We start from the raw sequence: 20,005 nt of genomic DNA, 5'->3' as shown, positions 1-20,005 counted from the left end.
TTAAATTATAATATATAGTAATTGTTATGCTTTATCATCTTTATTTTGTATAAATATATTTGTCATTAACCGATTGCGCCGTTGTTTTATCTTGTTTGAAAGCTAACATAAATAATACTACTAACCATAGTACTGCTGCAACCAAGTTAAAAGATACTAAGCCAATAATTGCTGCAATTGCTAATAATATCATTGCTAATACTTTACGTTCTTTAAAACAGACAACACTAAAACAACCATAAATGGATGCAAATAATATTAAAAAAGCATAGATACCGATAGTAGCAACTAATATGGATGGTGACATACTATTTTGGGTTTGACTCAGTTCTTTTGTAAGAATACTATTTTCAGTTGCTTGATTATTTTGTAGGACAATAAATGAAATTAGCATTATCAAAAAATACAGCAAACTTAAACTATTCGCTATCCATGTGATTATTTTTTCTGTTTTTCTATTCATTTAAATGGCTCCTTTTATTTAACTTTAACAAATTTACTATAGATGAAAAATAATACTTCTTTATTAATCATCTTAACATAATAATAAAATTTAAATGAAAATTTATTGATGATCCGCGTTTAATAATCTTAGAAGTTTATATAGCATATGAATAACTGAAGCAATCATTCTAATGGTCTTAAAGTGTTTAACTTTATTGTAACAATTAAATTAGTAGTTTATCTGTATTATATTTTACATAATAATTCCGAAATTTACGTTATTTCCAAATATTAAAAAGTTATTATTTAGGTCATTATCAAACTCAGTCGATGTAAAATAGTTAAATTATCTTATCAACCGAATTTGACAATGAGCCTTTATTTTAGAGTCCAAAATAAAAAAGAGAAACAGTAGCATTAAATCACTTAGCCACTATTTCTCTTAATAAATTATTAATTGTTATGTTGGTCGTCAGTCTTTTTATCATTACTGTCAACATGATTATCTTGTTGATGATCTATATCATGATTGAATATTTGACGACGTTCTTCAAAATTCATACGTCGTTGACTAACAGCACTAGGTTGATTTTTTCGTCGTTCTTTCATGCGTTGATTATAAGCTTTACGCTTTTCTTTTTTCTTAGCTTTTATTTCTGCTTTTTCTTGTTTTCGTTGAGCTTTTAACTCTCTTGGATCAATTTGTGGTTCATCATAATAACCTTGACTATCATCAATTCCTAATTCTTCGTTACTCTTCTGATTATATTTAGCTTGTCTTGATAATACTGATGGTTCTTCAGATGATGTCTGTTCAGTAGCATACTCGCTTTCAACTGCACGCTTAGGAAATTGATCATATTTATTTATGTCATCTTCGTAAACTTGATTAGCTTCTTCATAATTATGAGTTGTTGATTGGTACTCTGGCTGTTGATTATGATATGGGCTTTGTTCATAGCCATGTGCTACAAAATCATTGTCACGTTCATCATAATAAGGTTGTCCATATGGTTCATAATATGCTTGAGGAATGATTTCAATTTTATCTTTTCTAACAAACATCATAATTGCTATGATGAAAAATAAAATTGGAATAATCAAAGTTACGATTAATAACACTAATGGTATAGTAATGATTGCAGATATCAAGAATAAGAAACCAGATAAAATACGTATATTCATTGAAATTAATGCTAAGAATGATATTAATAAACATACGATAAAGAAAACAATAATAGCCCATACACCATTTTGTAACCAAATGACAAATTGAGTTGTATTATAGCCATTATTTGCTAATAATTGCTGTGCGATTTCATTATTGTTTAATGCATTTTCTAAGTTAGCTATTGATGTATTATTACTAAAAGAAACTAAAGCGATAAACATCGTAATAATTGTTAATACCAATAGCATTACCCAACTTAACCAACCTAATACTTTTTCAGTTAGTCGGCTTACTGGACGTTTAATTTGAGTATATTGCTCTCCAGACATCCGTTACAACTCCTTATAGTACTTATCCCGTAATTATAACTAATAAATAGAAAAATAACTACTGATAATCATTTTATTTCAAGGACATTTTAAAGTTTAAAAAGCTTTCGTTGTACTCACTTAATACATGTTGCCCTAAATCTTTATATACTTCAAGTCTTTGCTGTTCTTTTTTTGTTGGATAAAATCTGTGATCATCTTTTATTTCTTTAGGTAATAACGCTCTGCCAGCTTTGTTGGGAGTTGCATATCCTACCCATTCTGTGTTTTGTTTACTATTTTGAGCATCTAGTAAAAAATTCATAAACTTATAGGCACCCTCTTTATTTTGAGCTGTTTTAGGGATGACCATGTTATCAAACCACAAATTCGAACCTTCTTTAGGAATGACATAATTGTATTTATTGCTATGTTGCACAAGAGGTGCAGCAACGCCACTCCATACTACAGCGATGTCACCTTCATTTTGTTCCATCATCATTGTAATTTCATCACCTACAACCCCTCTAACTTGAGGTACAAGATGATTTAAATCTTTTTCTGCTGCTTTAATATGCTGTGGATTACTATCATTTAAACTATACCCAAGTTTGTTTAAACTCATTCCCATTATTTCTCTAGCTCCATCAACTAACAAAATATCATTTTTAAATTTAGGATTATATAATGATTGCCAACTGTCAAACTTGTCATGCGGGTATTTCTCTTTATTATATAAAATACCTACCGTGCCAAAAAAGTATGGTAAAGAATATTTATTATGTGGATCATATGACATATTCATGTAATCAGGATCCATATTTTTAATATTTGGCACTTTTTTATGATCAATCGGTAATAATAAATTAGAGCGTTTTAATTTTTGAACAGTATATTCACTTGGAAATGCTACATCATAATGTGTTCCACCATTCCTAATTTTAGCTTCCATTGCTTCATTTGAATCAAATGTTTCATAGATAACTTGTATACCTGTTTCTTTCTCGAATTTTTTAATTAAAGCAGGATCAATGTATTCTCCCCAGTTGTAGACGTAAATTTTCTGGTTAGTATGTACTTGTTCTTTGGATTTAAACCAATGACTAATCGTTAAACACAAGATTCCTGCTATAAGAGCACCTATAATGAGTTGTAAAAATCTTTTCATTATTTTACACCTCGTTTCAAACGTTTTTTATTGTTGAGTAAATATTGAATTACATAATAACCAACAATACCAATAACGATGACTGCAAATAATATAGTGGATATAGCATTAATTTCCATACTTATACCTTTACGTGCCATTGCATAAACTTCAACAGATAACACACTAAACCCATTACCAGTAACAAAGAAACTTACAGTAAAGTCATCTAATGAGTACGTTAAGGCCATAAAGAATCCCCCGATAATTGACGGTAAAATATTAGGTATGATTACATTTGATAATAATTGTGCTTCTGTTGCCCCTAAATCTCTAGCTGCATCAATCATATTACTATTCATCTCATATAATTGTGGCAAGACAATAATCACAACAATCGGAATACAAAATGCGATGTGCGATGCTAATACTGTTGAAAAACCTAAACCAAGCCCTGTAAAATGCCCTATGGCAGTAAACATAATTAGAAATGATGCGCCAATCACAACATCAGATGATACCATTAAAACATTATTTAAAGTCAATAAACTTATTTTAAATTTTACATTTCTTAAATAATAAATAGCTATAGCTCCAAATGTACCAATGATAGTTGAAATTGAGGCTGCTAACAATGCTACAGCAACAGTATTAAATATTACAGACATTAAATGGTCGTTTTGAAATAAAGATTGATAATGTTCTAAAGTAAAATGTTCAAAATGTATCATATTACCAGCAGAATTAAAGGAGTAAAACATTAAAAAGAATATTGGCACATATAAAATTGCAATAAGAAATCCAATGTATAATTTTCCATACCATTTCATCTGTTTTACCCCTTTCTGTTAGATGTTCTAGTGACAATTAAAACAAATGCCATAAAGACAATTAAAATAATAGCAATTGTTGAACCCATGCCGTAATTTTGAATTGTTAAAAATTGTTCTTCTATAGATGTACCAATATTAATCACTTTATTACCTGCAATTAATCTAGTAATCATAAATAATGATAAAGATGGTATAAATGTAACTTGTATACCTGTCATGATGCCTTCTTTAGTTAATGGCATAATTACTTTTCTAAAAGTATAAAATGGGCTAGCACCTAAGTCACTCGAAGCTTGTAATAAATTACTAGGAATTGCTTTCATACTATTAAATATTGGTAAAATCATAAATGGAATATAAATATAACTTGCTACTACTAAAAACGCGCCAGTTGTAAATAACATATTAAATGCTGGTAAGTGGACAGCAGTAAATACTTGATTAATAATACCATCGTGACTTAATAAACCAATAAAAGCATATGTTTTTAATAATAAATTAATCCATGTCGGAATAATCATAATCATCAATAAAATATTTTGAAATTTTGAACGTGTAATATAATATGCTGCTGGATAACTTATGACCAAAGTGATGATAGTGATTGATGCTGCATACAAGATTGAGTAGGCAAACATTTTCAAATATTTGAGAGTAAAAATTTGCTGGTAATTCGTAAAACTAAAATGTCCATTAACATCAATAAATGAAAAATAGACTAATAGCATAACAGGAATAATAATAAACAAAATCATCCATAATAAATAAGGAATTAATAATAATTTATTAGTATTACGCATGATCGACTTCCTCATAACTTTCAATACGTTTGTCGAATTCTTCTTCTGTTTCACCGGGTACCATGATGTGAATCGCTTCAGGATCGAAGTATAAACCTACTTCACTTCCAACTTCAGCCTTTTTAGTAGTTTGAATCACCCATTCGTAACCTTTGTTGTCTATGCAGCAAATTTCATAATGCACGCCTCTAAATAACATAGAGTCAACTGTAGCTTTAAATAAACCTTTTGATGCTTCAATTAATGATATATCTTCTGGTCTAATGACTACTTCTACTTTTTTATTGGTTGGTATTCCCATATCAACACATTCAAAATCTTGACCATAGATATTAACAACATAATCTTTGACCATATGACCTTCGACGATATTAGACTCACCGATAAAGTCAGCAACAAAACGATTTACTGGTTCATCATAGATATCAGTAGGTGTACCAAATTGTTGAACTTTACCATCCTTCATAACAAAGATATAATCACTAAGCGCAAGTGCTTCTTCTTGATCATGCGTTACAAAAATGAAAGTGATACCAAGTCGAGATTGCAGTTCTCTTAATTCATATTGCATTTCAGTACGTAATTTTAAATCTAATGCTGATAATGACTCGTCTAGCAATAAAATCTCAGGTTCATTGACAATTGCGCGTGCAATGGCAACACGTTGTTTTTGACCACCACTCATGCCATTGATGCTACGCTTTTCATAGCCAGATAATTTAACTAATTTTAATGCTTCTGTAACCTTTTTATCGATTTCTTTTGTTGGTAATTTTTTGAGTTTCAATCCAAATGCTATATTGTCATAAACATTTAAATGTGGAAAAAGTGCATAATCTTGGAATACAGTATTTACTTTTCGTTTATTAGGTGGTAATTTTCCGATAGCTTTATTTTGATAAATGACTTCCCCACTATCAGGATATTCAAAACCTGCAATTAACTTTAAAATAGTTGTTTTTCCACAACCTGAAGGACCTAAAAGTGTATAAAAATGGCCCGATTCTATATCTATATCAATTTCATCTAAAATATTTAAATCATCATAACTTTTACTAACAGATTTAAATGATAATAATGGCTCCATTTAAGATCCTCCTTACAAATATGAAGCTGTCGCTACAATTAATATTTGAGTTTCCTCAGTTGATTCATTAGATAAGCGATGTTTATCTAATGCTTTGAAATATAAGACATCTTCTTCATGTGCCTTAAATACTTGATCACCAATGTTTAAAGTAATCTCACCCTGTAAACAATATATAAATGTATCTGAATTAGAAGGATTAAAACTTTTATATGAACAACCAGGTCGTATGGTTAATATAAGTGGTTCCATATCATATTCATTCGATTTTGATACTAACCATTTTAAAATATAACCTTCATCATATTCATCATACGTAACTTGATCACATTTTTTATAAAGAATTTTTTGTCTTTCCTCTTCTTTAAAGAATTCACTTGGTGTGGTACCAAGTACTTCGATTATATTTAAAAAGCTCTCCATACTAGGAGAAGCGTGTTCGCTTTCTATTTGTGAAATATATCCTTTTGATAAATCTGTTCTTTCGGCTAACTCTTCTTGAGTTAAATTTTTTATACGTCTTAAATTTTTAATTTTATTACCAATTTTCATTTATTCACCACCAAAAAAGCTATAGTAAGGTTTACTTTTATCAAACTTTTTGTTTAACACTTGATAAAGTTACCAAACTATAGCTTTATTAGCAATAGTTTTTATTTAATTAATTAAAATTTACCATCATCATTTACACTTTATGCTTTCTTTTTAAACATCATTTGTTCTGGATGGTTTTTAACATCTTGTACAGCATGATAACTACTATAACCACTCGCTTGTTCAAATTCATTAAATATTTGTTTTTCCTGTGCTTTACCAGGTACTATCTTTTTAAATTGCTTATAAGCATCCATAAATTCATGTCCTTTAACTTGTGCTTCATAATATTGCTCAACTTTATTGAAAAAATTAATAACTGTCATCATTTCATCATTTGACCAATCTAAATCTATTGGATATTGATATTCCATTATAATCACCTCTTTAATGTTATATATTCTATACTGAATTTTTGGTTTGTCATAAAATGATATGTTGATGTTTTATTGAATCAATAACTTTCAATAGTCAGTAACACGTGTTTTAAATTTAAATTTTCTTCCGAATTGGACTAATACATAATTATCCACCTTTTATTTATCAGTCATAAAAAATAAAGAACCTAATTTATATGGAAATTAACATCTTTCTACGAAACCATATATATAAATTACATATATAAACACTTCAATTTTGTATTATAACATGCTAAAAAAAGAGTTGCAGTAATAACTGCAACTCTAAAACCATCAATATTATATTAATGAAAAGCTAATTACATAGTGTGAATTGGATATCCAATTGCTTTTTCAGCAGCTTCCATTGACATTTCACCTAATGTTGGGTGAGCATGTACAGTTAAAGCGATATCTTCAGCATTCATACCAGCTTCAATAGCTAATCCTAATTCAGAAATCATATCAGATGCACCAGTACCAACGACTTGAGCTCCGATTAATGTATTATCTTCTTTTAGAGTGATTAACTTAACGAAACCATTAGTATCGTCTAATGATAAAGCACGACCATTAGCTGCGTATGGGAATTTAGAAGCTTTAATAGCTAAGCCTTCTTCTTTAGCTTGCGCTTCAGAATAACCAACAGTAGCTAATTCTGGTTCAGTGAAACATACCGCTGGCATACCAATGTAATCAACTTCAGCAGCTTGACCATCAATTGCTTCAGCAGCAACTTTTGCTTCATAACTTGCTTTATGAGCAAGTGGTAAACCTGGAACGATGTCACCAATAGCGTAAATATTACTAATTGATGTACGGCTTTGTTTATCTACTTCTAATAAACCGCGATCAGCAAATTTAAGACCTAGTTCTTCTAATCCTAGTTCATCAGTATTTGGACGACGTCCAACTGTAACTAATACATAGTCAGCTTCAATTGTATGTTCTTCACCTTTAGCTTCATAAGTTACTTTAACACCGTTATCTGTTTCTTCAGCTGATTTAGCCATTGCTTCAGTAACGATTTCAACGCCTTTTTCTTTCATGCCTTTTTTAACAGGTTGAGTCATTTGTTTTTCGAAACCACCTAAAATATCTTTAGCACCTTCTAAAATAGTAACTTCTGAACCAAAGTTAGCAAAAGCAGTACCAAGTTCTGATCCGATATAACCGCCACCAACTACAACAAGTTTACCAGGAACTTCTTGTAAATTTAAAGCACCAGTTGAATCAATGACGCGTTGACCAAATTTGAAATTAGGAATTTCAATTGGTCTTGAACCTGTTGCAATAATTGCGTTTTTGAAGTTATAAGTCTGAGCACTTTTTTCATCCATAACTCTTAAGCTGTTGCTGTCAACAAAGTAAGCTTCACCTTTAACGATGTCAACTTTGTTACCTTTAAGTAACCCTTCAACACCACCAGTTAATTTATTAACTACAGATGATTTGAATTCTTGAACTTTGTCAAATTTTAAAGAAACACTTTCAGCAATAACACCTAAGTTTTCTGAATGTTGTGCTTCAACGAAACGATGAGATGCATGTAGTAATGCTTTTGAAGGAATACAACCAACGTTTAAGCATACACCACCTAAATTACCTTTCTCAACGATTGTTACTTTTTGTCCTAATTGTGCTGCACGAATTGCTGCTACATATCCACCAGGACCTGCTCCGATTACAATAGTATCTGTTTCAATTGGGAAATCTCCAACTACCATGTTTTTACCCCTCCATTAATAATAATTCTGGATTATTTAATAAACGTTTAATGTGATTCATTGCGTTTTGACCTGTTGCACCATCAATTTGTCTGTGGTCGAAACTTAGAGACAATGATAATACTGGTGCTGCAACGATTTCACCATCTTTAACGATTGGTTTTTGAGCAATACGGCCGATTCCTAAGATTGCTACTTCTGGGTGATTGATAACTGGAGTGAACCATTGTCCACCAGCTGAACCGATATTACTGATTGTGCATGTAGCACCTTTCATTTCATCAGCAGTTAATTTACCATCACGAGCTTTAACAGCTAATTCATTAATTTCATCTGAAATTTGGAACATAGATTTACGGTCTGCATGTTTAACAACTGGTACTAATAAACCTCTTTCAGTATCAGCTGCAATACCGATATTCCAGTAATGTTTATGCACGATTTCACCAGATTCTTCGTTGAATGAAGTATTAAGTGCTGGATATTTTTTCAATGCAGAAACAAGTGCTTTTACAACGTAAGGTAAGAATGTTAGTTTAGTACCTTGTTCAGCAGCAATTTCTTTGAATTTCTTACGGTGATCCCAAAGTTCTTGAACATCAATTTCATCCATTAATGTTACGTGAGGAGCCGTATGTTTAGAGTTAACCATTGCTTTAGCGATTGCTTTACGCATTGCAGGGATTTTTTCAGTTGTTTCTGGGAATTCACCCTCTGTTGACACAGCTGCTGGTGCTGATGTTGTTTCAGTTGCAGATTCATTACTTGAAGCCACAGATTCATTAGAAGCTGCTGGTGCACCACCATTTAAGTATGCATCTACATCTTCTTTTGTAATACGACCATTTTTACCTGAACCTGAAACAGCTTTAATGTTAACACCTTTTTCACGTGCATATTTACGTACAGAAGGCATTGCTTTAACTGTTTTACTTTCATCAACTTCTTCAGTTTGACTAGCTTCTTGAGTTGCTTGTGCTGGCGCTTCCTCTTGTGTTACTTCTTCTTTAGCTGAATCGTCTGAGTCATGTCCTTTAAATTGCATTTCTTCAGCATCAGGAGCGTCAATTTTCACAATAATATCTCCTACTACTGCTACAGTTCCTTCTTCAACTAATACTTCTTCAACAGTACCTGAAACTGGTGAAGGAATTTCTACAACTGATTTGTCATTTTGAACTTCTGCTAACACATCATCTTCTTCGATAGTATCTCCAGCTTTAACAAACCATTTTACAATTTCACCTTCGTGGATACCTTCCCCGATATCGGGTAATCTAAATTCAAATGCCACGTTTTTGCCCTCCTAAGATTTCGTAAATTAATCATTTTTACGTTTAGTTAAATACGATTTAACATTCGTTAACGTTTTTTAGTTATTATATTAAAATTCTAAAGTTTCTTTAGCTTTTTCTACGATGTCATTTTTATTTGGTAACCAAACATTTTCAGCTTGAGTGAATGGATAAACTGTATCAGCTGCAGCCACTCTTCCGATTGGTGCATCTAATGATAAGATGACACGTTCACTTAATTCTGCTACTACTTGTGCTCCAACACCAGCTTGACGTTGTGCTTCTTGGATTACTACAGCACGGCCAGTTTTTTCAACAGAAGCAACTAAAGTTTCGATATCGATTGGTTGTACAGTACGTAAATCGATAACTTCTACTGAATATCCTTCTTTTTCAAGTTCTTCTGCAGCTTTCATTGATTCTTGAACCATTGCACCATAAGTAATTAATGAAATATCGTTACCTTCTTTTTTAACACTAGCTTTACCAATATCAATTGTATATTCTTCTTCAGGAACTTCTTCACGGAATGAACGATATAATTTCATATGTTCTAAGTATACAACTGGATCATTACTTCTAATTGAAGAAATCAATAAACCTTTAGCGTCATATGGACCAGAAGGAATAACAACTTTAAGACCAGGTGATTGAGCTAAGATACCTTCTAAGTTATCAGCGTGTAACTCAGGTGTATGAACGCCACCACCAAATGGACTACGTATAGTTACTGGTGCAGTTTTTGTACCACCAGAACGGAAACGAGTACGTGCGATTTGACCAGCAATTGCATCAAATACTTCGAACACGAAGCCTAAGAATTGAACTTCCATTACTGGACGGAATCCTTCAACTGCTAAACCTAATGCTAAACCACCGATACCTGATTCAGCTAATGGTGTATCAAATACTCTATCTTCACCAAATTCTTTTTGTAATCCTTCAGTAACACGGAAAACACCGCCGTTAACACCAACGTCTTCACCAAAAACTAATACATCTTGGTCATTTTTAAGTTCAGTTTTAAGCGCATCATTAATCGCTTGAACCATTGTCATTTGTGCCATGGCTTACTTCGACTCCTTCTCTTTATAAATTTCATATTGTTCTGCTAAATTTTGAGGCATATCTTCATACATAATTTCCATTAGAGAAGTAACAGTTTGTTTTTCAGTGTTATCTGCCTCTTTAATAGCTGCTTTAATATCAGCTTTAGCACGTTCGATAACTTCATTTTCTTTTTCTTCATTCCATAAACCTTTGTTTTCAAGGAACTTACGGAAACGTACTAATGGGTCTTTTTTCTCCCATTCAGCATCTTCATCTGAAGTTCTGTAACGAGTAGGATCGTCTCCAGCCATTGTATGCGGACCATAACGATATGTCATTGTTTCAATAACTGTTGGACCTTCACCAGCTACTGCGCGATCACGTGCTTCTTTAGTAGCTTGATATACAGCTAGTGCATCCATACCATCAACTTGAATACCAGGAATACCTACAGCAATTGCTTTTTGAGCCAATGTTTCAGCTGCAGTTTGTTTACTTCTTGGTGTAGAAATAGCATAGTTGTTATTTTGAATTACGAAAATTGCAGGTGCTTTGTATGCTGATGCAAAGTTGATACCTTCATAGAAATCACCTTGTGAAGAACCACCGTCACCAGTATAAGTGATAGCTACTGCTTTTTTACCACGTTTTTTAAGTGCAAATGCAATACCAGCTGTTTGGATATATTGTGCACCAATAATGATTTGTGGGCTTAATGCATTAACGCCTTCAGGGAATTGATTTCCTTTGAAGTGACCTCTTGAGAATAAGAATGCTTCTGTTAATGGTAAACCATGCCAAATAATTTGTGGTACATCTCTGTATCCAGGTAAAATATAATCTTCTTTTTCTAATGCGTATTGAGACGCAAGTTGAGATGCTTCTTGACCAGCAGTTGGTGCATAGAAACCTAAACGTCCTTGTCTGTTTAATGAAATAGATCGTTGGTCTAGAATACGTGTCCAAACCATTCTTTCCATTAATTCAACTAATTGCTCATCTGTTAGATCAGGTACTAAGTCTTCATTTACGACGTTACCATTCTCATCCAAAATTTGAACCATTTCAAATTTCGATTGAGTATCATTTAAAACTTTTACTGCATCGAATTGGGCTTGTAACTTAGGAGCCATTCAATTCACCATACCTTTCCCATAATTGTATAGAAATTCATTTTATCCTTATTAATTGTATCATAAAAGATTAATACTGTTAAACTATTTGAGAAAGTTCTGTTTCAATATAAAAGATACAGATATGAGCAACTGTATTAGTTGTTTCACCATATCTGTATCAGTCTGATTTATTATTTCAATTGATCTACATCTTGCTTTTCTTTAGTAACTTTGTTCATTGCTTTAGCATACTTATTAAATTTCTCGTTCATTTTTTTGAATGCCTTTTCAACATCTTTAGATTTCTCATCTACACCAGATTGCGTTGCATTGTCTTGATTAAGATAAGTAAATAATGCTTTTTCAGCTTTAATACCGTTTTTATAAGCTGATGCATATGCTTCATGTGCTTTATATTTATCTTTCAAAGCATTATCTAATTCTTCAACTTCTTTTTTCTTAGTATCGTTTTTAATATTGCTGATATATTTTTCAGCTTTTTTAAAATCTTTTTGAGATTCATCTATTTTATCTTCTTCTTTTTTAAACTCTTTTAAACGTTTATCTGCATTATCTACTAATTCTGTTGCTGTTTTTTCTCTAACTTGTGGATCTTGACTATTAACCTTAGAAGATAATTTTTTCTTTTTCTCTTCTAAAGAATTTATTTTCTTACTAATAGAATTAATAGGTTTCTCATCATCAAATGCTTTTTGAACTTGATCTGAGTATGCTTTAATTTCTTTCTTATCTGTTGTACATCCTGCAAGTAATATACTTGATGCAAGAACTGCTCCTAATATTTTTCCAAATTTCATTTTGGTACCTCCACTTACTATATAAAATTAATCATAAATAATTTAATGATAAAAATCAATTTTGAATTAAATAACATGCAATCATTATTAACTAAAGCCAACTTAAAACATAACTATTGACACTTCTATTCTCTGTACTATACTTTTTAAGTTAGATTAATATTTATTTAATGTATCAAATGTGGTTCAAGCATACGCTAATTCTAAAGACGATACAATTAAAATAGTTGGACCTTAGAATATTATATGATGGTCACAAAGCATTTAAGTAGTTAATATAACACAAAACTTAAAAACTATAAAAATGAGTGATCATAAGATCACAGATTAATAAAATGATGAAAAGGAAGGTGTTTAGTTTGTTAACTATGAAAGATATTATTAGAGACGGACATCCAACACTTCGTGAAAAAGCCAATGAAGTAAAGTTACCTCTCTCTAATGAAGATAAAGAAACTTTAAAAGCAATGAGAGAGTTTTTGATTAATAGTCAAGATGATGAAATCTCAAAACGCTACGGTCTTCGATCAGGTGTAGGCTTAGCTGCACCACAAATCAATGTTGCCAAAAGAATGATTGCTGTTTATCTTCCTGATGATGGTAATGGCAAATCCTATGACTATATGTTAGTGAATCCTAAAATAATGAGTCATAGTATTCAAGAAGCATATTTACCTACAGGAGAAGGTTGTTTAAGTGTTGATGAAAATATTCCTGGATTAGTACATCGTCATCATAGAGTTACCATTAAAGCTAAAGACATCGATGGCAATGATATCAACCTTCGTTTAAAAGGATATCCTGCGATTGTCTTTCAACATGAAATCGACCATTTAAATGGTGTTATGTTTTATGATCATATTGATAAAGATCACCCATTACAACCACATCCAGATGCTGTCGAAGTGTAAATATAATTAGTTATTCATCAGTAGAAATTGTTAGCTTGGAGTTAATTATTAACGCTCCAAGCTTTTTTAGTACTCTAAAACCCCTATCTAATTATGAGAGAAAAGATAAAGTAAATTTTCCAATACTACTTTCGTAGATGCTCGCCTTTCATTTCAATGTAATACTAACCTTAATTATTTTTACTGTTAAAAATAAAAATTACTAGACAATTTAATGTTGATCAAATTCTCTAATCCTAGTCTATCAATAAGATAAACTGCTTTATTTATTGTGGTTCATCATGTAAAATAATATGTAACTGAAATTTTAGATATTTTGTCTAATTTTCAAATTTGAACGACAAGATTACCCTAGTAACATGAAGTGAAATGACGATTACTTTTTAAATTAAAGATTTTCAAACAACTAAACGTTATAACACAAAATTTAAAGGTACATCCATATTTACTAGGATTAACTATAAATAAACAGATATTCTTAGGAGGAATTTTTAACATGGCAGTATTTAAAGTTTTTTATCAACATAATAGAGATGAAGTAATTGTACGTGAAAACACTCAATCAATTTATGTTGAAGCACAAACAGAAGAACAAGTAAGACGTTACCTAAAAGATCGTAATTACAATATTGAATTTATAACTAAATTAGAGGGCACACATTTAGATTACGAAAAAGAAAACTCAGATCATTTTAATGTGGAGATTGCTGAATAATGAAGCAACTACATCAAAATGAAGTAGGTGTATATGCTCTTGGTGGTTTAGGAGAAGTTGGTAAAAATACCTACGCTATCGAATATAAAGATGAAATTGTGATCATTGATGCAGGTATTAAATTCCCTGATGACAATTTGTTAGGTATTGACTATGTCATTCCTGATTATACTTATCTTGAACAAAACCAAGACAAAATCGTGGCATTAGTAATCACGCATGGCCATGAAGATCATATAGGTGGAGTGCCCTTCCTATTAAAACAAATTAATGTCCCTATCTATGGCGGACCTTTAGCTCTAGGTTTAATTAGAAATAAATTAGAAGAACATCATTTATTAAGAACTGCTGAGTTACATGAAATCAATGAAGATAGTGAAATTAAATCTAAATACTTTAATATTTCATTCTATTTAACAACGCACAGTATTCCTGAAGCTTATGGTGTTATAGTTGATACACCTGAAGGTAAAATTGTTCATACTGGTGACTTCAAATTTGATTTTACGCCAGTTGGTGAGCCTGCAAATATAGCTAAAATGGCTCAATTAGGAGAAGAAGGTGTGCTTTGTTTACTTTCTGATTCTACAAATGCTTTAGTACCAGACTTTACTTTAAGCGAACGTGAAGTAGGACAAAATGTTGATAAAATATTCCGTAACTGTAAAGGTCGTATCATTTTTGCAACATTTGCTTCTAATATATATAGAGTACAACAAGCTGTTGAAGCAGCAGTCAAACATAACCGTAAAATTGTAACATTTGGTCGTTCAATGGAAAACAATATTAAAATCGGTATGGAACTTGGTTATATTAAAGCACCGCCTGAAACTTTTATTGAACCCAATAAAATTAACACAGTACCTAAACATGAATTATTAATTCTTTGTACTGGTTCTCAAGGTGAGCCTATGGCTGCATTATCAAGAATTGCTAACGGTACACACAAACAAATTAAAATTATACCTGAAGATACGGTAGTGTTTAGTTCATCACCAATACCTGGTAATACTAAGAGCATAAATAGAACAATTAATGCTTTATATAAAGCTGGTGCAGATGTTATTCATAGTAAGATTTCTAATATTCATACATCTGGTCACGGTTCTCAAGGTGATCAACAATTAATGCTTAGATTAATTAAACCTAAATACTTCTTACCAATACATGGTGAATACCGTATGCTGAAAGCACATGGTGAAACTGGTGTACAATGTGGTGTTGACGAAGATAACGTCTTTATTTTTGATATTGGCGATGTATTAGCTTTAACTCATAATTCTGCACGTAAAGCTGGACGTATTCCATCTGGCAACGTCTTAGTTGATGGTAGTGGCATCGGAGATATTGGTAATGTAGTTATCAGAGATCGTAAACTTTTATCAGAAGAAGGACTTGTTATAGTTGTAGTTAGTATCGATTTCAAGACTAATAAATTATTATCTGGTCCAGATATTATTTCTCGCGGTTTTGTTTACATGAGAGAATCTGGTCAACTCATATACGATGCTCAACGTAAAATTAAAACTGAAGTTATTGCTAAGTTAAATCAAAACAAAAATATTCAATGGCATCAAATTAAGTCTTCCATCATCGAAACTTTACAACCTTATTTATTCGAGAAAACTGCTAGAAAACCAATGATTCTACCAGTTATAATGAAAGTAAATGAAGACAAATAAAAATAAGCACTCATCATATAATTTATGGTGAGTGCTTATTTTTGATTCTTATGTACTTAGACTTAATATTTGTATTAAATCTTTATTTTGTAGCAATATTTTTTTCAAAACGACTTAAATCGTTATCATGTCCGATCATTATTAGTATATCCCCTATTTCTAAATTCAAGTTAGGATTAGGTGAGATAATAAAATCTTTACCTCTTTTTATAGCAATAATATTTATGCCATATTGCGCTCTAATATCTAATTCAATAATTGACTGTCCTGCCATTTTTTCAGTAGCCTTTAATTCAACGATTGAATGTTCATCTGCTAATTCTAAATAATCAAGTACGCTCGCACTGGCAACATTATGTGCAATTCTACGACCCATATCACGCTCTGGATGTACTACAGTATCTGCACCTATTTTATTTAATATTTTAGCATGATAATCATTTTGTGCTTTTGCGGTAACTTTTTTTACACCTAGTTCTTTTAATATCAATGTTGTTAAAGTACTAGATTGTATATTTTCACCTATAGCAACAATGACATGATCAAAATTTCTAATGCCTAAACTTTTCATCACTGCTTCGTCTGTGGTATCTGCCACCACCGCATGTGTTGCAATATCACTATATTCATTCACTCTATTTTCATCATAATCTATCGCCATGACATCCATATCTAATGCATTTAATTCCCTTACAATACTTCCACCAAAACGACCTAAACCTATTACTACATACTCTTTACCCATACATATCCTCCATCATTAATAAAATTGATTGTTAATAGTTAGGATAATCAATACAATAACAACCCCAACTATCGATTGACACTATAAGCGTTCAATTACAGTTGGGGTAAATTACTGCTATTTCTTTCCTTCTACGTAATCTTTATCGAAAACAAATAGTCTTAATAATAATATTAACGATGGTACTAATAAAAGTAAACCTAAAATAAATGCAATAACTAATGCCCATCCCATTTCAGGGTTCACATGAGCATCGGTAATTTTAACAAATGGGTACAGTAAATAAGGTAATTTACTCATACCATATCCGAAAAATGCCAGCAACATTTGTAAAATGACCATAACAAATGCTACACCATGATTTCTTTTTAAGATTGTTAACAATAATGCTACACAGAAAAAGATAAAACTTAAACCAAACATCCACCAATAATCAAAAATTGCGGTATAAAAATGTTCTGAATTTTGTATTCTTAAGGACAGGAAAACAAATAATGAAATAATTATCATTGGAAGTCCCCAGAAGATATGCCACATTCTTGTTAATTCATAAGCTGGTTTATCTTCAGCTTTATGAGCGTAAAATGTTAAAAATCCAGAAGAAATATACAATACAGAAATAATAGCCAGAAATACGACCGACCATGCAAATGGACTTAAAAAGAGCTGCAACCACTCTAAATCAACGTGCCCATGATTTTCTGAAATATAACCACCTTCTGTAATTGTTAACGCAGTTGCTAATGACGCTGGAATCAATAAACCAGTAACTCCGTACATAACCATCCAAGACAGTTTAGTGTCTTGCCCATAATTTTCAAATGCATAAAAACTATTACGTAATGAAATCATTATAAGTGCAATGGAACCTGGCACAAGTAAAACTGTTCCTAAATACTTAACTGATTCAGGGAAAAAGCCTACAAATCCAACAAAGAAAAATACAAAGAATACATTTGTTACTTCCCAAACGGGGTTTAAGTAACGTGAAATCAAATGATTCGTTTTTTTGTCATTACCTGTTATTTTAGAATGTAATGCAAAGAAGCCTGCGCCAAAATCAATAGAGGCAATAATGACATAACAAAATAAAAATAACCATAGTACTGTTATACCTATATATGCATATATCATTTTACCCCTCCTTTAGAAGTTATTAATTGATTAATGTCTTTATGAGCCGGCTTGTTTTTAAACATTCTAATAAGTACATATGCACTTGTAAACATTAAAATAAAGTATAGAATACCAAACAATATTGTCACAAGCGTAATTCCACCAGCTTGTGTAGCTGCTTGTGCTACGCGCATATAACCTCTAACTATCCAAGGTTGTCTTCCCATTTCTGTTAGGAACCAACCAAATTCAATAGCTAACATCGATGCTGGGCCTGTAAGTAAAATACCGTAAAGCATCCATTTATGTGTTGTGTACTTACGTAATTTTTTAAAAATTAGTGTTAGAACATACAGTCCTGATATAACAAAGCATAAAATGCCCATACTTACCATTAAATCGAAGAAATAATGCACAATCATTGGTGGTAAGTCATTCTTAGGAAATTCATTTAATCCTTTAACTGTCGTTTTAAAACTATTATCAGCTAAGAAACTCAATACACCTGGTATTTCAATTGCTCCACTTACTTCTTGTGTTTTTTCATTTAGCACACCAAATAACACTAAATTTGCATGAGAAGACGTATCAAAATGCCATTCATATGCTGCTAATTTCTCTGGTTGTACTTGGTGTAAGAACTTAGCAGATAAATCACCGGCTAACATCGATAACAACGTTGATAGAAAGCCAATAATCATCGTCATTTTCAGTGCTTTACTATGATAACTTCTATCTTCTGGCACTTTATTACGTAGTAGTTTGAAAGCTGCTACAGAAGCTAGTACAAATGCCATCGTCATGCCTGCAGTTGTAATAACATGGAATGATCGTACTATAAATGATGGATTAAACATTGCCTCAAACGGTTGGACATTAACCATTTTGCCTTTTTCCATTTCAAAACCGGCAGGTGTATTCATAAATGAGTTCACTGAAGTAATGAAAAATGCTGAAAATGAACCACCGATAATAACTGGTATACTTATAATAAAGTGAGTCCATTTACCTTTAAATCTGTCCCAGGTATATAAATAAATACTTAAGAAAATTGCTTCAAAGAAAAAAGCAAATGTTTCCATAAATAATGGTAAAGCTATTACATGACCACCCATTTCCATAAATGTTGGCCAAACTAATGATAGTTGTAACCCGATAATTGTACCTGTTACAACACCTACTGCTACTGTGATGGTATATGCTTTGGACCATCTTTTAGCTAATGCAATATATGATAAATCATTTTTGCGAATACCTAAAAATTCTGCTATTGCAAACATTAAAGGCATACCGACACCTATCGTCGCAAAAATAATGTGTACTGCTAATGTCATGCCGGTTAAAAATCTACTTATTTCAACGGTATCCATTAATTAAATCACCTATTTCTATTTATTTTGGCAACACAATGAAGTTAATTATAATAGTTATAACTAAGAGTTTAAAATATTAAGTGCTATGAAATTGAATATAATTTTAACTGATTTCACATTTTAGCCATATTTAATTTTTGTTAAAAGTTAAATTGTATTACAATAAATAGAGATAAATTAAAGGAGAGATGAAATTTGGATGACGTTATTATTTATACGCAAAATGACTGCCCACCATGTACTTTTGTGAAAAACTACCTAACAGAACACAATGTTGAATACGAAGAAAGAAATATTAGCAATAATCAATATCGCCTTGAAATGATGGATTATGATGCATTTTCAACACCTTTCATCTTATTAAAAGGTAAACCCATGTATCAAGTAGATTTAGATGAAATAAATAGTATATTAAAGATAGACAATTAACATGCAATAATAACTAGCACCACAATGAGACAATTTTCTAAATGGAAATAAAAGTGTTTATAGTCAGTTGTACATTACACAAAAAATTCTGTTGACAGATTTTCCACTACAATATGCAAGATGGTGTACATAGATTAAAAAACTATGTTTCAATCAAATTTGATGGAGAACCTTAATTTGATTGAAAACCATAGTAAGATAACCACAAAATAATACAATATATACAAAAAAGACGCCCTAGCAATCT

At 31.4% G+C, this 20,005-nt stretch carries 20 protein-coding genes; 4 read left to right on the top strand and 16 right to left on the bottom strand.

Annotated elements, in window-relative coordinates:
- Nucleotides 1-40 precede the first annotated feature (40 nt).
- From CD113_RS04335 to CD113_RS04275, 13 genes are all read right to left on the bottom strand, one after another.
- Nucleotides 41-463, bottom strand: coding sequence for a DUF4064 domain-containing protein (locus tag CD113_RS04335; RefSeq protein ID WP_095092645.1), 423 nt, complete (start codon nt 461-463; stop codon nt 41-43).
- Nucleotides 464-897: 434 nt separating this feature from the next.
- Entirely contained in the window at nt 898-1,944 is a 1,047-nt protein-coding gene (gene auxB, locus CD113_RS04330; protein WP_002465232.1) for a lipoteichoic acid stability factor AuxB, read from the bottom strand.
- 73 nt (nt 1,945-2,017) lie between these two features.
- Entirely contained in the window at nt 2,018-3,091 is a 1,074-nt protein-coding gene (locus CD113_RS04325; RefSeq protein WP_002465233.1) for an ABC transporter substrate-binding protein, read from the bottom strand.
- Nucleotides 3,091-3,900 (bottom strand): ABC transporter permease, encoded by an 810-nt coding sequence (locus CD113_RS04320; protein WP_002465234.1) that lies wholly within the window; start codon nt 3,898-3,900, stop codon nt 3,091-3,093. The genes CD113_RS04325 and CD113_RS04320 overlap by 1 nt, the downstream gene beginning before the upstream one ends.
- 5 nt (nt 3,901-3,905) lie before the next feature.
- Nucleotides 3,906-4,703, bottom strand: a complete 798-nt coding sequence (locus tag CD113_RS04315; RefSeq protein WP_002465235.1) for an ABC transporter permease — start codon at nt 4,701-4,703, stop codon at nt 3,906-3,908.
- The gene (locus CD113_RS04310; RefSeq protein WP_002465236.1) at nt 4,696-5,790 is read right to left on the bottom strand and encodes an ABC transporter ATP-binding protein; all 1,095 of its coding nucleotides are present in this window, start codon (nt 5,788-5,790) and stop codon (nt 4,696-4,698) included. The genes CD113_RS04315 and CD113_RS04310 overlap by 8 nt, the downstream gene beginning before the upstream one ends.
- Before the next feature lie 12 nt (nt 5,791-5,802).
- Complete coding sequence (locus CD113_RS04305; RefSeq protein ID WP_002465237.1) at nt 5,803-6,342, bottom strand: helix-turn-helix domain-containing protein; 540 nt, start codon at nt 6,340-6,342, stop codon at nt 5,803-5,805.
- Between the two features lie 140 nt (nt 6,343-6,482).
- Nucleotides 6,483-6,758, bottom strand: coding sequence for a UPF0223 family protein (locus tag CD113_RS04300; RefSeq protein WP_002465238.1), 276 nt, complete (start codon nt 6,756-6,758; stop codon nt 6,483-6,485).
- 344 nt (nt 6,759-7,102) lie between these two features.
- Nucleotides 7,103-8,509, bottom strand: coding sequence for a dihydrolipoyl dehydrogenase (gene lpdA, locus CD113_RS04295; RefSeq protein WP_002465239.1), 1,407 nt, complete (start codon nt 8,507-8,509; stop codon nt 7,103-7,105).
- 4 nt (nt 8,510-8,513) lie between these two features.
- Entirely contained in the window at nt 8,514-9,803 is a 1,290-nt protein-coding gene (locus CD113_RS04290; protein WP_002465240.1) for a dihydrolipoamide acetyltransferase family protein, read from the bottom strand.
- A 90-nt stretch (nt 9,804-9,893) separates the two neighbouring features.
- Nucleotides 9,894-10,871: an alpha-ketoacid dehydrogenase subunit beta gene (locus tag CD113_RS04285; RefSeq protein ID WP_002465241.1), complete on the bottom strand. Its 978-nt coding sequence runs from the start codon at nt 10,869-10,871 to the stop codon at nt 9,894-9,896.
- A 3-nt stretch (nt 10,872-10,874) separates the two neighbouring features.
- Nucleotides 10,875-11,987 carry a pyruvate dehydrogenase (acetyl-transferring) E1 component subunit alpha gene (gene pdhA / locus CD113_RS04280; protein WP_002465242.1) on the bottom strand — a complete coding sequence of 371 codons (1,113 nt, stop codon included), beginning with the start codon at nt 11,985-11,987 and terminating at the stop codon, nt 10,875-10,877.
- Between the two features lie 173 nt (nt 11,988-12,160).
- Nucleotides 12,161-12,787: a YkyA family protein gene (locus CD113_RS04275; protein WP_002465243.1), complete on the bottom strand. Its 627-nt coding sequence runs from the start codon at nt 12,785-12,787 to the stop codon at nt 12,161-12,163.
- 359 nt (nt 12,788-13,146) lie between these two features.
- On the opposite strand from CD113_RS04275, the gene def reads away from it, so the two are divergent.
- From def to rnjA, 3 genes are all read left to right on the top strand, one after another.
- The gene (def, locus tag CD113_RS04270) at nt 13,147-13,698 is read left to right on the top strand and encodes a peptide deformylase (protein ID WP_002465244.1); all 552 of its coding nucleotides are present in this window, start codon (nt 13,147-13,149) and stop codon (nt 13,696-13,698) included.
- 496 nt (nt 13,699-14,194) lie between these two features.
- A complete protein-coding gene (locus CD113_RS04265; RefSeq protein ID WP_002465245.1) occupies nt 14,195-14,413 on the top strand; it encodes a DNA-dependent RNA polymerase subunit epsilon in 219 nt (72 codons plus the stop codon).
- The gene (gene rnjA, locus CD113_RS04260) at nt 14,413-16,095 is read left to right on the top strand and encodes a ribonuclease J1 (RefSeq protein WP_002465246.1); all 1,683 of its coding nucleotides are present in this window, start codon (nt 14,413-14,415) and stop codon (nt 16,093-16,095) included. Before CD113_RS04265 ends, rnjA begins: the two co-directional genes overlap by 1 nt.
- 82 nt (nt 16,096-16,177) lie before the next feature.
- Here the strand turns inward: rnjA and CD113_RS04255 are convergent, their stop codons facing one another.
- The 3 genes from CD113_RS04255 to CD113_RS04245 form a co-directional block, all read right to left on the bottom strand.
- Nucleotides 16,178-16,840, bottom strand: coding sequence for a potassium channel family protein (locus CD113_RS04255; protein WP_095092643.1), 663 nt, complete (start codon nt 16,838-16,840; stop codon nt 16,178-16,180).
- A gap of 117 nt (nt 16,841-16,957) precedes the next feature.
- Nucleotides 16,958-17,974: a cytochrome d ubiquinol oxidase subunit II gene (locus CD113_RS04250; protein WP_002465248.1), complete on the bottom strand. Its 1,017-nt coding sequence runs from the start codon at nt 17,972-17,974 to the stop codon at nt 16,958-16,960.
- A complete protein-coding gene (locus CD113_RS04245; RefSeq protein WP_002465249.1) occupies nt 17,971-19,326 on the bottom strand; it encodes a cytochrome ubiquinol oxidase subunit I in 1,356 nt (451 codons plus the stop codon). The genes CD113_RS04250 and CD113_RS04245 overlap by 4 nt, the downstream gene beginning before the upstream one ends.
- Before the next feature lie 198 nt (nt 19,327-19,524).
- Here CD113_RS04245 and CD113_RS04240 point away from each other — a divergent pair, with 198 nt between their 5' ends.
- Nucleotides 19,525-19,758, top strand: a complete 234-nt coding sequence (locus CD113_RS04240) for a glutaredoxin family protein (protein ID WP_002465250.1) — start codon at nt 19,525-19,527, stop codon at nt 19,756-19,758.
- Nucleotides 19,759-20,005 lie beyond the last annotated feature (247 nt).

Source organism: Staphylococcus simiae, from assembly GCF_002902085.1.
In the GTDB taxonomy this organism is placed as follows: Bacteria; Bacillota; Bacilli; order Staphylococcales; family Staphylococcaceae; genus Staphylococcus; species Staphylococcus simiae.
Note: the sequence above shows the minus strand (reverse complement) of the source record. Positions and strands in the feature narration are given on the sequence as shown.